Annotated in this window: 13 protein-coding genes; 5 read left to right on the plus strand and 8 right to left on the minus strand. The window is 64.7% G+C overall.

The annotated features are described in order from the left end of the window. Positions 1-56: 56 nt before the first annotated feature. Positions 57-482: a DUF4307 domain-containing protein gene (locus tag CV023_RS01205; protein WP_230743646.1), complete on the minus strand. Its 426-nt coding sequence runs from the start codon at positions 480-482 to the stop codon at positions 57-59. A gap of 123 nt (positions 483-605) precedes the next feature. On the opposite strand from CV023_RS01205, the gene mca reads away from it, so the two are divergent. Next, positions 606-1,649 (plus strand): mycothiol conjugate amidase Mca, encoded by a 1,044-nt coding sequence (mca, locus tag CV023_RS01210; protein ID WP_230743647.1) that lies wholly within the window; start codon positions 606-608, stop codon positions 1,647-1,649. Then, entirely contained in the window at positions 1,646-1,987 is a 342-nt protein-coding gene (locus CV023_RS01215) for a hypothetical protein (RefSeq protein ID WP_230743648.1), read from the plus strand. Before mca ends, CV023_RS01215 begins: the two co-directional genes overlap by 4 nt. Positions 1,988-2,020: 33 nt before the next feature. Here the strand turns inward: CV023_RS01215 and trhA are convergent, their stop codons facing one another. Continuing rightward, on the minus strand, positions 2,021-2,809 hold the full coding sequence (gene trhA / locus CV023_RS01220) for a PAQR family membrane homeostasis protein TrhA (protein WP_230743649.1): 789 nt from the start codon (positions 2,807-2,809) through the stop codon (positions 2,021-2,023). Positions 2,810-2,868: 59 nt separating this feature from the next. Here trhA and CV023_RS01225 point away from each other — a divergent pair, with 59 nt between their 5' ends. Further along, positions 2,869-3,675 carry an isoprenyl transferase gene (locus tag CV023_RS01225; protein WP_269067014.1) on the plus strand — a complete coding sequence of 269 codons (807 nt, stop codon included), beginning with the start codon at positions 2,869-2,871 and terminating at the stop codon, positions 3,673-3,675. A 98-nt stretch (positions 3,676-3,773) separates the two neighbouring features. Here the strand turns inward: CV023_RS01225 and CV023_RS01230 are convergent, their stop codons facing one another. Beyond that, positions 3,774-4,526, minus strand: a complete 753-nt coding sequence (locus tag CV023_RS01230; protein ID WP_230743650.1) for a class I SAM-dependent methyltransferase — start codon at positions 4,524-4,526, stop codon at positions 3,774-3,776. Positions 4,527-4,710: 184 nt separating this feature from the next. Between CV023_RS01230 and CV023_RS01235 the strand changes: the two genes are divergently transcribed. Continuing rightward, positions 4,711-6,018, plus strand: coding sequence for a PhoH family protein (locus CV023_RS01235; RefSeq protein ID WP_230743651.1), 1,308 nt, complete (start codon positions 4,711-4,713; stop codon positions 6,016-6,018). 213 nt (positions 6,019-6,231) lie between these two features. Here the strand turns inward: CV023_RS01235 and CV023_RS01240 are convergent, their stop codons facing one another. From CV023_RS01240 to glpX, 3 genes are all read right to left on the minus strand, one after another. Beyond that, positions 6,232-7,635, minus strand: a complete 1,404-nt coding sequence (locus CV023_RS01240) for a class II fumarate hydratase (RefSeq protein WP_230743652.1) — start codon at positions 7,633-7,635, stop codon at positions 6,232-6,234. A 114-nt stretch (positions 7,636-7,749) separates the two neighbouring features. Continuing rightward, positions 7,750-8,376: a carbonic anhydrase gene (locus tag CV023_RS01245; RefSeq protein WP_230743653.1), complete on the minus strand. Its 627-nt coding sequence runs from the start codon at positions 8,374-8,376 to the stop codon at positions 7,750-7,752. A gap of 103 nt (positions 8,377-8,479) precedes the next feature. Continuing rightward, positions 8,480-9,604 (minus strand): class II fructose-bisphosphatase, encoded by a 1,125-nt coding sequence (glpX, locus tag CV023_RS01250; RefSeq protein WP_230743654.1) that lies wholly within the window; start codon positions 9,602-9,604, stop codon positions 8,480-8,482. 118 nt (positions 9,605-9,722) lie between these two features. Here glpX and CV023_RS01255 point away from each other — a divergent pair, with 118 nt between their 5' ends. Continuing rightward, complete coding sequence (locus CV023_RS01255) at positions 9,723-10,373, plus strand: DUF4245 family protein (RefSeq protein WP_230743655.1); 651 nt, start codon at positions 9,723-9,725, stop codon at positions 10,371-10,373. A gap of 49 nt (positions 10,374-10,422) precedes the next feature. On the opposite strand, the gene CV023_RS01260 is transcribed toward CV023_RS01255, so the two are convergent. Both CV023_RS01260 and xseA read right to left on the minus strand, forming a co-directional pair. Further along, on the minus strand, positions 10,423-10,662 hold the full coding sequence (locus CV023_RS01260; RefSeq protein WP_230743656.1) for an exodeoxyribonuclease VII small subunit: 240 nt from the start codon (positions 10,660-10,662) through the stop codon (positions 10,423-10,425). 51 nt (positions 10,663-10,713) lie between these two features. Next, positions 10,714-12,003, minus strand: coding sequence for an exodeoxyribonuclease VII large subunit (gene xseA, locus CV023_RS01265; protein WP_230743657.1), 1,290 nt, complete (start codon positions 12,001-12,003; stop codon positions 10,714-10,716). Positions 12,004-12,086 lie beyond the last annotated feature (83 nt).

Here is a 12,086-nt window from a genome sequence, read left to right on the forward strand (position 1 = left end):
GGCACGTCTTCTGTTGTGGAAAGGTCAGGCTGTGGTCTATTCGAGCCGGCTGTGGTCTATTCGAACCAGCAGGAATCCACGTGGCCCGAGGCCGCGAGCTGCGTGGTCGCGAGATCGACGTCGAGCTGCCTCGGCGAGTTGGGATCCGCCTGCGCGTCGGCCGAAACCCGCACTTCGGTGAAGCCGACGATCGCCTCGTAATCGTTCGTGGCCTGGACGATGCAGTGCACATCGCGGTCCCGATCAGGAAATATTGCCACGGTGACCTGTGTTGAAGAAGAGTCGACAACCGAATAGTCGAGGGTTCGCGGTGTCGTCGGAGTCGTCTGCGGGCGGAAAGCCACGAAGGCGATTGCGAGGATGACGAGAGCGACGACGATGACGGCGATGATTCGGGCACTGTGTCCGAGTCGGCGTTTCGGCTCACGGACGCGTCCGTAGCGGTCATCGTGCAGTGGTTCGGCCACTGTTACCTCAGTCATTGAATTCCTCTTTAAGAACATCGCGCACTACCCTAGAGTAGTCGATCCGTCTCCTGCGATCATGTCAGTCGCCATGCAGGACGCGGACCGCCTCCAGGCTGAATCGAAAGGGACACTACCGACATGACTTCGCTTCCGTACCATGGGCTGCGTCTGCTCGCCGTCCACGCCCACCCCGACGACGAATCCTCCAAGGGCGCCGGCACGAGTGCGAAGTATGCGTCATTGGGCGCGCGGGTCCTCATTGCGACGATGACCGGGGGAGAAGCCGGCGACATCCTCAATCCTGCGCTCCTGCAGAGTCCGAAGGCCAGCCGTGACATCGCTGGTCTGCGCCGCGAGGAGATGGCCGCTGCGGCCTCCGCGCTCGGTGCCGAGCACGTGTGGGTCGGCCACGTCGATTCGGGGCTGCCCGACGGGGATTTCGAGAACCAGACTCCGCCCGGCTGCTTCTACCGCGTCCCCGACGAGGTCGCCATGCTGCCTCTCGTGCACATCATCCGCACGTTCCGTCCCCAGGTGGTCACGACCTATGACGAGCTCGGCGGGTACCCCCATCCCGATCACATCAAGAACCACGCCGTGACGATGGCCGCTGTCGCAGCGGCCGCGGATGGTCAGAGCTATCCCGAATTGGGCGAACCCTGGCAGGTCCAGAAGGTCTACTACAACCAGGACCTGTCGGCGAAGAAGTGGATGACCATCCACGAGAAGATGACCGCGGCGGGTCTCGAGTCCCCGTTCGCCGATCACATCGAGGACTTCAAGAAGCGCGATGCCGAACGCACCAACTGGCTGAGCACGCGGATCGCCTGCCACGAGTTCTTCCCCTCCCGCGACCGGGCACTGCTCTCCCACGCCACGCAGATCGATCCCGAGGGCGGATTCTTCTCCGCCTCCCGCAAGGCCGCCCGCACCTACTGGCCGACCGAGGAGTTCGAGTTGGCCGTCGACAACACCGGACGGGCGCCGCTGACTCCCGGAGTCGACTTCCAGGAGAGCGACCTCTTCGCGTCCGTGACCTTGGATGACGGCAGGAAGGTCCCCGCCGAGGGGATGCTGCCGGACTCTCCGCCGATCGAGGACGAGGACGCCGCGGCCGTCGAGGCCGCGAGCGAAGGACAGATGGCCGCCGAGGCGGTCCGGGAGCAGGGTGAGAGCGCATGATCGTGGTCGCGCAGAGCCCCAACCCCAGTCAGGCGCCCGACCCCGACCTTGTGACGCCGGGGACCATCGGCTTCCTCGCCACCCTGGCGATCGTCATCGTCGTCATCTTCCTCATCCGGGATGCGCTGCGCCGGGTGCGTCGCGTGCGAGCCCGTGCAGAGGCCAGCGACGCCTACCCGATCCCGCTGCGCAAGCACGCCGTGCCGAATCAGTCGAAGCTCTCGGGGCCCGAGCCGCGAGAACAGGATGCTGATTCCACCGACATTGACGCCGAACGCGACGGCGACCCGGAATCTGATCTTCCGCGGTCAGACATCGATCCGACCGAGACGAAGTAGCTGAGCAAACAGCCGCGGTCTGTCTCGTTGCGCCTAGTTGTAGGCGGCGACGGCGGCGACGAGCAGTGCCGCGAGATGGCAGCCGTAGCCGCAGATCGTGAGGATGTGGAAGATCTCGTGGAATCCGACCCACTTCGGTGAGGGATTCGGCCGCTTGATCCCATAGATCACGGCGCCGATGATGTAGCACAGACCACCGGCGACGACGAGGATGCCGACCGTCGGGATCGACATCCACATCTGCGGAATATAACCGACTCCGGCGACTCCGAAGCCCACATAGATGGGAACGAAGAGCCACCTCGGCGCGGTGGTGAAGATCGTGCGGAAGGCGACGCCGAGCGCGGCCGCTCCCCACAGCACGGACAGCAGCAGGATGGCCTGATCGGTTCTGAGCATGAGCACGGCCAGCGGCGTATAGGTGCCGGCGGTGATGAGGAATATGTTCGCATGGTCCAGGCGTCGCAGGATCAGGCGTGCACGTGTGCGCCAGCGTCCGCGGTGATAGATCGCCGAGGTGCCGAACAGGAGCATTCCGGTGATCGCGAACACCGAGGCGGCCAGGCGCGATTCGATCGTGGGGGAGATGATGACGAGGGCGAAGCCGCCGATCATCGCCAGCGGAAACGCCCCGGCATGGAACCATCCGCGTAGTTTCGGCTTCACCTGTCCGGCGAGCTTGGCGAGCTCACGGCGCAGGGCCGAACGACGGCGGGCGATGCGCAGGGGATATGAGGTCCTGGAGCCGGTCTCGGCGGACGTGCCATCGGCTGCTTTGCCCTCAGGGTCTGTTGGTGGGGGCTGTGTCACCGGTGCGTTCATGGGACAAGTTTATCGGCTCGACCTGTGGCTTCATTCAGCGTCCTGGGATAGTACTCTGGATGGTGTTCGAACCCGGCGGCGATGTGATTGGGAAAGAGGTCAGTGTGGCGCGACCAGTGAGCCTGCTCTACCGGCTCTATGAGCGGAGGCTCCTGCGCGAGCTCGACAAGTCCGTTCCCGTCCCGCGCCACGTCGGTGTCATCACCGACGGCAACCGCCGCTGGGCGAAGGAGTTCGGAGCGACCACGGCCGATGGACACCGGGCCGGGGCTGACAAGATCGTGGAGTTCCTCGGGTGGTGCTTCGAAGTCGATGTCGAGATCGTCACCCTCTACGTCCTGTCCAAGGAGAATCTGGCCAGGTCCGCCGAGGAGGTCGCCGTCCTCATCGAGATCATCTCCGACATGGTCGAGAAGATCGCTGCGCTCGACGATGTGCGCGTCCAGCTCGTCGGTGACCTCGACATCCTGCCCGACGATCTGCGGGCCCGCCTCGAAGCCGTCACCTCGGTGGGCGAATGCAGGATGCGGGTCAACGTGGCCGTCGGATACGGCGGACGGCAGGAGATCGTCAATGCGGTGAAGTCGCTGCTGCGGTCTCGCACCGACGAAGGCACCGACCTCGAGTCGATCATCTCCGAACTCTCCCCGCAGCAGATCGGCGAACACCTCTACACCAAGGGACAGCCGGACCCGGATCTCATCATCCGCTCCTCCGGGGAGCAGCGGCTGTCCGGATTCCTCATGTGGCAGAGCGCCTATTCGGAGTTCTATTTCTGCGAAGCCTATTGGCCGGATTTCCGCCGTACTGACTTCCTCCGTGCCGTCCGCGACTACGGTCTGCGGCAGAGGCGATTCGGCAAGTAGGGATTGCGCTTCGGAGCTGCGAGGCTGCGAGGGATCGCGCTTTGACGCTTCGAGGGTTCGTCCGCCTCGGGTCTGCGGGTGCTGAAGTCGGCCTTCAGTCAGCGCCTGCGGGCGATGAAGACCCATTCTCGTCCGGGTCTGTCGGGGACATCTCTGACCTCGTCGACCTCGAATCCGGCGGTCTCCAGCGCCGAGGTGATCTCCCCGTATGAGTGGAACCGCAGACGAGATCGTGATCCGATCGAATCCCCTGTTTCGTGGAACCGGTAGAGATGGGTGAATGACACGAACGGCAGGTCGACCTGACCGAGCATGAAGGTCTGGGTGACCTTGCCGATGCCGTCGATGTCGAGTGTGCGTGCCGGTGTCTGCGCCCAGGCCTGCCAGGCCCGTGCTGCGGGGTCGCGGGTCTCGAAGATCAGTCGGCCTCCGGTGCGCAGCCCGCGGGCACAGTCGGCGAACACCGACTCGAGTTCGGCGACGCCGAGGAACACTTGGGCGACGTTGCCGGTCATGGTGACCAGATCGGCATCGCTTGCCGGGATCTGCGCCGAGGTGCCGTGGCGCCATTCGACTGTGGGGGAATCGCTGGGAGTGGCCGTGAGTGATTCGCTCGTTTCAGCCGCCTCGGCGATATCGAGTGAGGCGCGAGCTGGGTCGATGCCGATGACCGTGCAACCGGCGGCGGCGAGAGCACGAGCGAGGACGCCGGTTCCGCATCCGAGGTCGATGACCTGTTCCGCTCCGTACTCCCGCGCCAGGGCCAGATAGTGCTCGAGATCCTCCCGAGGAGCCTCGAAGGCATCGTAGATCGCGGCGAGTCGAGGGTTGTCGAAGATCGCATCCGCCATAGCGCGAAACTAGCACACACACCCCATTCATTCGAAGTTCATTGCGACGACTTTCCCGAACGCGCGTGCCGGTACCGGCCCGGGAGTCAAACGGGTTTAGGTTGGCAGTAGTTGGTCGACACCAACCCGAGATCGGGGGATGTCAGAACCGGGTCTCGGCGGTACTCACGCCACAGGGGTCCCCATGGCTGAAAATGTCCATACTTACGTTCTCGACACCTCGGTCCTGCTCTCCGATCCGGGAGCACTGCTGCGCTTTGCAGAGCATCACGTCGTCATTCCGCTCGTCGTGGTCTCCGAGCTCGAGGGCAAACGCAACCATCCCGAACTCGGCTTCACCGCCCGCAAGGCACTGCATATCCTCGATGACTTCCGCTCCGACTACGACCGTCTCGATGAGCCGATTCCCGTCGGGGAGGCCGGGGGAACCCTGCATGTCGAACTCAACCACATCGACTCCTCGACGATGCCCGTCGGGTTCGACCGCACCGAGAACGACACCCGCATCCTCGCCGTCGCCCGCAATCTCGCGGCAGAAGGCCACGATGTCGTTGTCGTGACGAAGGATGTGCCGATGCGAGTCAAGGCATCGGCGCTGGGCCTGCATGCCGAAGAGTATCTGGCCGAACTCGCCGTGGACTCCGGCTTCACCGGGATGAGTGAACTGTCATTCGACGACGAGCAGATGTCCCAGTTCTACGACGAGGGATCGGTGACGTCCGAGGATGCTGCGGGGGAGGTCGTCAACACCGGGGTGGTCATCACCTCACCGCGCGGTTCGGCGCTCGGCCGGGTCCATCATGGCGGCAAGGTGTCCCTGGTCCGCGGGGATCGGGATGTGTTCGGAGTCCACGGACGCTCGGCGGAACAGCGAGTCGCCATCGACATGCTCCTCGACGATGCCCTCGGAATCGTGTCGTTGGGAGGGCGAGCCGGAACGGGGAAGTCCGCACTCGCCCTGATGGCAGGCCTGCAGAAGGTGCTCGAGGAGAACAAGCACTCGAAGATCATGGTCTTCCGGCCCATCTATGCCGTCGGCGGTCAGAATCTCGGTTACCTGCCGGGCAGCGAGGGGGAGAAGATGAACCCCTGGGCCGAGGCGGTGTTCGACACTCTCAGTGCGCTGGTCAGCAAGAACGTCATCGACGAGGTGGTCAATCGGGGCCTGCTCGAGGTCCTGCCGCTCACGCACATCCGCGGTCGGTCCCTCCACGATGCCTTCGTCATCGTCGACGAGGCGCAGTCGCTGGAGCGCAACGTCCTGCTGACGGTGCTCTCGCGCATAGGGATGAACTCGAAGGTGGTGCTCACCCACGATGTCGCTCAGCGCGACAATCTGCGCGTCGGTCGCCATGACGGCATCGCGGCGGTGATCGAGAGGCTCAAAGGCCACGACCTGTTCGCCCATGTGACGCTCACCCGGTCCGAACGCTCGGAGATCGCCGCGCTGGTCACCGACGTGCTCGAGGAGTTCGACCCCTTCCGGTCGTGAGCAGCGTGCGCCGCAGCGTCGAGCGCAGACCGCAGCGTCGAGCGCAGACTGTGTGCGGTCTGCGCTCGACGCTCAGGTCTGCGCTCGACGTGCGAGCGGGGGATAGAAGAGGGGCGGCCCACCGGAGTCCGGTGGGCCGCCCCTCGCGTGTCTGGCAATCAGCTCAACGCAGCCGGGCTCACGGCGGCCCGGCCACTGCCTGTGAAGCTGGGCCTACTTGTAGCTGCCGATCATCGTGGTGACGTCGAGGGCCTTGTCCAGGTCCGCCTCGGTGATGGAGCCGTCGGAGACGAAGCCGAGGTCGATCGTGGCTTCCTTGACGGTCATCTTGTTGGCCACGGCGTGCTTGGCGATCTTCGCCGCCGCCTCGTAGCCGATGACCTTGTTCAGCGGGGTCACGATGGAGGGGCTCGCCTCGGCGAGGAAGCGGGCGCGTTCCTCATTGGCGGTGAGCCCGTCGATCATCTTCTCCGCCATGACGGTCGAAGCGTTGGCGAGCAGACGGATGGATTCGAGCAGATTCGAGGCCATGACGGGGATGCCGACATTGAGCTCGAAGGCGCCGTTCGTCGAAGACAGGGACACGGAGGTGTCATTGCCGATGACCTGGGCGGCCACCTGGATGGTGGCCTCGCAGATGACGGGATTGACCTTGCCCGGCATGATCGACGATCCCGGCTGCAGGTCGGGGATGGCGATCTCGCCGAGGCCGGTGTTCGGGCCTGATCCCATCCACCGCAGGTCGTTGCAGATCTTCATGTAGCCGTAGGCGATGGTCCGCAGCTGACCGGAGGCCTCGACGAGTCCGTCGCGGTTGGCCTGGGCCTCGAAGTGGTTGCGGGCCTCGGTGATCGGCAAGCCCGTCTCCTCGGCGAGGATCGCGACGACCCGGGGGGAGAATCCGTCCGGGGTGTTGATGCCGGTGCCCACGGCGGTGCCGCCCTGGGGGACCTCAGCGACGCGGGGCAGGGAGGCCTCGATGCGCTCGATGCCGTAACGGACCTGGGCGGCGTATCCGCCGAATTCCTGACCGAGGGTCACCGGGGTGGCGTCCATGAGGTGGGTGCGGCCGGACTTGACGATGGAGGAGAACTCCTCGGCCTTCTTCTCCAGCGAGGTCGCCAAAGTCTCCATGGCCGGGATGAGCGTGCCGACGAGGGCCTTCGTCACGGCCAGGTGCACGGAGGTGGGGAAGACGTCGTTGGAGGACTGCGAGGCGTTGACGTGGTCATTCGGGTGCACGCTGATGCCCTCGGACTCGAGCGCCTTCGTGGCCAAGGAGGCGAGGACCTCGTTGGTGTTCATGTTCGATGAGGTGCCCGAGCCGGTCTGGAACACATCGATGGGGAAATGTGCGTCGTATTCGCCGGAGATCACAGCGTCGGCGGCGTTCTGGATGGCTGTGGAGCGGGCCTCGTCGAGGACACCGAGCTCGAGATTGGCCTTGGCCGCGGCCTTCTTCACCTGCGCGAGCGCCGCGATGTGTGCGGACTCGAGGGTCTTGCCGGAGATCGGGAAGTTCTCGACGGCGCGCTGGGTCTGAGCGCTGTAGAGGGCATCCTTGGGAACCTTCACTTCACCCATGGTGTCGTGTTCGATGCGAAATTCTTCGCTCATAGCTGTCCTTTCCGAGTTGCTGGATGGGTTGCGGATGACCACCGAGGCGGTCTGGTTCGGGGAGGTCACCCGGTGCGGACTGCGGCAGTCCGTCTCGGGCGGTGACCGGCCGGTTCAGGAGGAATGGGTGGAGATGGCCGATTCGTCGCCGCCGTGCTGAGCGACGACCGTCGTCCGGCCGTCGTGGAGCTGATAGGTGAGGCCGACGATGATGAGGCGCCCCTCCTCGACCGCGCGGGCGATGATGGCGGAGAGCTGCATGATCTTCTCCACGGTGTCCATCGTGTTCTGGACGACGGTCTCATTGACGCTCGTCCGGTTGTTCTTCCTCGCCCGGGCCACGGTGGGCAGAATGCGGGCGACGACCTCGGAGATGAATCCCGGAGGAGTCTCACCGGAGTCGTAGGCATTGTAGGCGGCCGTGACGGCACCGCAGCTGTCATGGCCGAGGACGACGAGGAGAGGCGTGCCGAGGACCTCGACGCCGTATTCGAGTGAGCCGAGAGTCACCGGATCGACGACCTGGCCGGCATTGCGGACGACGAACATGTCGCCGAGGCCGACATCGAAGATCATCTCCGCGGCCACCCGGGAGTCGGAGCACCCGAAGAGCGTGACGAAGGGCGTCTGATCGTTCGACAGCGCCTCGCGTCGGGCCGTGTCCTGATTGGGGTGCTGCGGGACGTCGTCGACGAAACGCCGGTTACCCTCCAGCAGACGATTCCATGCTTGATTGGGCATCTCTTACGAACCTACTTCCGGGTGCGAGTCGAACTCCGTGCTCGAATCGGGTGACTCGGACCCACTCGCGGGCCCGACGGTTGATGGGGCTGTTCCCTCGTTCTCAGACGAGTCCGCGTCGGGCGGCCTCTTCGGCGGCCTCCACATAGGAATGGGTCTTCGCGGCCTGATGCTCGGCGAAGACCTGACGCACGGTGCCCGACTTCGACCGCATGACCAGCGAATGGGTGGTCACACGACCGCCCTGGAACTTCACACCGTCGAGGAGGTCGCCGTTGGTGATGCCGGTGGCCACGAAGTAGCTGTTGTCGCCGGTGACGAGGTCATCGGTGTTGAGCACCTGGTTGACGTCGAGGCCGGCAGCGGACGCTGCTTCGCGTTCGGAGTCGTCCTGCGGCCACAGGCGTCCCTGGATGACTCCGCCCAGGGCCTTGATGGCGCAGGCAGTGATGATGCCCTCGGGGGTGCCGCCGATGCCCATGAGCATGTCGACTCCGGTACCCGGGCGGCAGGCGGCGATGGCGCCGGCGACGTCACCGTCGGAGATGAGCTGGATGCGAGCACCGGCGGCCCGGATCTCGTCGATCATCTGCTGGTGGCGGGGACGGTCGAGGATCATCACGGTCACGGAGGCGGGATCGTTGGTGCCTTTGCTCTTGGCGACCCGGCGGATGTTCTCGGACACGGGCAGTCGCATATCGACGGCGTCGGCGGCATCGGGTCCGGTGACGAGCTTCTCCATGTAGAAGACGGCGGAAGGATCGTACATTGCCCCGTCCTCGGTGACGGCCATGACCGAGATCGCATTGGGCATTCCCAGGGCGGTCAGGCGAGTTCCGTCGATCGGATCCACTGCGACGTCGCAGTGGGCCCCTCCGCCGTCACCGACCTGCTCGCCGTTGAAGAGCATCGGCGCTTCGTCCTTCTCGCCTTCGCCGATGACGACGGTGCCGGCCATGCGGACGGTGGAGATGACGTTGCGCATCGCAGCCACTGCGGCGCCGTCGGCCTTGTTCTTGTCGCCGCGGCCCACCCAGGGGGCAGCAGCGATGGCGGCCGCCTCGGTGACCCTGACGAGTTCGAGTGCGAGGTTGCGGTCAGGCGCATCGGCTCCGACCTGTGCTTGCTGGGACCACGCATCGGTCACCGCCACCGGCGGCGCTTCGGCATCGACTCGGCCCCGGTCATGATGAGATTTCACGTCAGCAGATTCTAAGGAGTCACTCATGCCTCCAATTGTGCCACCCTCTCAGTTTGGGCGCGGACACCGGGACGAGTCTGTGTCCTTGACCACCTTCTCTGCCCCGAGATTGGCCCTTGATGCCGGACCCGAGGACAATGGCGTTGTGAATGTCCGAACCGATACCGACGAGGCGGGATCGCAGGCGACCGTGACCAGCACGGGCGCCGGTCCCAAGGGAGTCCCCATGGCTGACGAATCCGGAGTGATGCTCCCGGGTTCCCGCGAAGAGATGCGCTTCCTGCGGAAGAACTCGAACTGGGTCAATATGATCATCGCGATCCTCGCCTGCATGGCGGTGGTCGTCGTGCTCCTGCTCATCGCTCCGCAGCCCGAGGTCGACTCCGAACGCGTCGTCGACTATCAGGAGATCGCCGAGCAGTCCCAGGAGAATGCGGACTTCGATCTCATCGTCCCGCAGATTCCCGGCGGCTGGAACTCGAACGAGGCGAGTCTCGAGCGACTCAACGACTCCGAATACACCTCGTGGTACATGTCTTTCGTCGGTACCGAACGCCAGTGGGTGAGCATCGAACAGGCTGAAGCCACGGAGCAGTGGGCGGAGAGGCACACCGGTGAGGCTGTCGCCGCCGAAACCGTCGACGTCGATGGTGCCGAGTTTCAGATCTACCGGACGAACGAAGCCAAGGAATACTGGGTCACCGGCAAGGGCGACATGTACGTCGTCATCACTGCCATTGCGACCCCCGAGACCATCGACTCCTTTGCCCAGCAGGTCGCCGAGCAGCTGAAGTAGCCGAGCGGCTGCAAAAGCGGCGGCCCGGTCAGAACAGCTCGGGGTGCCGCTATTCGCTGTCGTCCGCGGTGTCTTCGCGTGCCTTGTCGAGGCGTTCGCGGGCACCGTCGAGCCAGGCTTGGCAGCGGTCGGCGAGGGATTCGCCTCGCTCCCACAGTCGCAGGGACTCCTCGAGCGGCAGGTTTCCTGCCTCGAGGCGTTTGACGATGGTCACGAGTTCTTCTCGTGCCTGTTCGTAGCTGAGTGTTTGGACGTCGGTCTCGGTCTGCTGTGCTGTCGGTTCCGTCATGGTTTCGTCCTTCGTGTGGGTTCTCTGTCTGGGGCCGTGGTGTCCGGTGATTCAGGAAGATTCGTCGCCGACTTCGGTGACTTCGGCGTCGAAGCGTCCTCTGGCCACGCGCACGTGAACGGAATCTCCGGCAGCCACCTGCTCGGCGTCCCTGATGGCTTGACCGGTCTCAGCCTGGACCACCGCGTAACCGCGTTCGAGCGTTCGCAGTGGTGACAAAGATCGTGCCTGGGAGCGCAGGTGATTGATCTCGTTCTGCCCCTGCAGAACCAAGCCGTTCGTGGCCTGCAGGCTGCGTCGCCGGATCATCTTCAGTTCGTCGGCGTGGGCGTTGATGAGTGTCTGGGGTTCGGCGAGAACGGGACGTGATCGCACTGCGGTGAGCATCTCCTGCTCACGATCGATGATCCGATTGACCGCCGCGTCGAGTTCCGCCCTGGCCCGCAGCAGGTTCATGTTCTCCTCGGCCACATCGGGAACGATTCGCTTCGCGGCATCTGTCGGCGTCGATGCTCGCATGTCGGCGACCTCATCGAGGATCGGCCGGTCGGCCTCGTGCCCGATGGCGGAGACGACGGGGGTGTGCGCATTCGACACCGCTCGGACGAGAGCCTCGTTCGAGAAGGGGAGCAGGTCTTCCATACTGCCGCCGCCGCGGGCGATGACGATGAGATCGATGCCGTCGTCAGCGTCGAGTTCGGCGAGGTTCTTCATCACACCCGGTACGGCGTCTGGTCCCTGCACGGCACAGTTGCGGATCTCGAACTCGGCGGCGGGCCAGCGCAGGTGCACGTTGCGCACGACGTCTTTCTGCGCATCGGAGTCACGGCCGGTGATCAGCCCGATCCGGTTGGGCAGGAAAGGCAGACGTATCTTTCTCGCAGGGTCGAAGAGTCCCTCCGCCGCGAGCTGTCGTTTCAGACGCTCCAGGCGGGCGAGGAGTTCGCCGAGTCCGACCGCGCGGATGTCATTGGCGCGCATGGTCAGGCGGCCGGTCTTGGTCCAGAAGTCGGCTTTGAGGTTGGCCACGACGTGGCTGCCCTCAGCCAGCGGTGCACCCGTGCGATCGAGCACGTTCTTCCAGATCTGGACGGGCAGAGACATCTCGACGTCGGTATCGCGGAGGGTGAGGTAGCTGGCCTTTCCACGATGGTTGAGTTCGACGACCTGCCCTTCGATCCACACGCTCGACATGCGGTCGATGTAGGACTTCATCTTGTTCGAGAGCAGACTCAGCGGCCACGGGTTCTCCGCGGTGGTCTCGCCTGCAGTGGCCGCGAGTTCCTTGGGCTCGACCGATTCGCCGAGTGTGCCGGGTGTTCCGGAGATGCGTTGCGCCATGGTGTGCCCCTTTCGACCTCCACCCTAGCGAACGGCACTGACGCGGAGCACGCCGCGACGCACGCCGGTGAGGCCATCAGAGC

It is taken from the genome of Brevibacterium sp. CCUG 69071 (genome assembly GCF_021023135.1).
GTDB lineage: Bacteria > Actinomycetota > Actinomycetes > Actinomycetales > Brevibacteriaceae > Brevibacterium.

Bases quoted from the DNA above. Each gene is read 5' to 3' on its own strand.
- CV023_RS01240 (WP_230743652.1), bottom strand. From the start codon at position 7,635: ATGAGCGAAGAATTTCGCATCGAACACGACACCATGGGTGAAGTGAAG.
- CV023_RS01205 (WP_230743646.1), bottom strand. From the start codon at position 482: ATGACTGAGGTAACAGTGGCCGAACCACTGCACGATGACCGCTACGGA.
- CV023_RS01215 (WP_230743648.1), top strand. From the start codon at position 1,646: ATGATCGTGGTCGCGCAGAGCCCCAACCCCAGTCAGGCGCCCGACCCC.
- CV023_RS01225 (WP_269067014.1), top strand. From the start codon at position 2,869: ATGGTGTTCGAACCCGGCGGCGATGTGATTGGGAAAGAGGTCAGTGTG.
- glpX (WP_230743654.1), bottom strand. From the start codon at position 9,604: ATGAGTGACTCCTTAGAATCTGCTGACGTGAAATCTCATCATGACCGG.
- CV023_RS01245 (WP_230743653.1), bottom strand. From the start codon at position 8,376: ATGCCCAATCAAGCATGGAATCGTCTGCTGGAGGGTAACCGGCGTTTC.
- trhA (WP_230743649.1), bottom strand. From the start codon at position 2,809: ATGAACGCACCGGTGACACAGCCCCCACCAACAGACCCTGAGGGCAAA.
- mca (WP_230743647.1), top strand. From the start codon at position 606: ATGACTTCGCTTCCGTACCATGGGCTGCGTCTGCTCGCCGTCCACGCC.
- xseA (WP_230743657.1), bottom strand. From the start codon at position 12,003: ATGGCGCAACGCATCTCCGGAACACCCGGCACACTCGGCGAATCGGTC.
- CV023_RS01235 (WP_230743651.1), top strand. From the start codon at position 4,711: ATGGCTGAAAATGTCCATACTTACGTTCTCGACACCTCGGTCCTGCTC.
- CV023_RS01260 (WP_230743656.1), bottom strand. From the start codon at position 10,662: ATGACGGAACCGACAGCACAGCAGACCGAGACCGACGTCCAAACACTC.
- CV023_RS01230 (WP_230743650.1), bottom strand. From the start codon at position 4,526: ATGGCGGATGCGATCTTCGACAACCCTCGACTCGCCGCGATCTACGAT.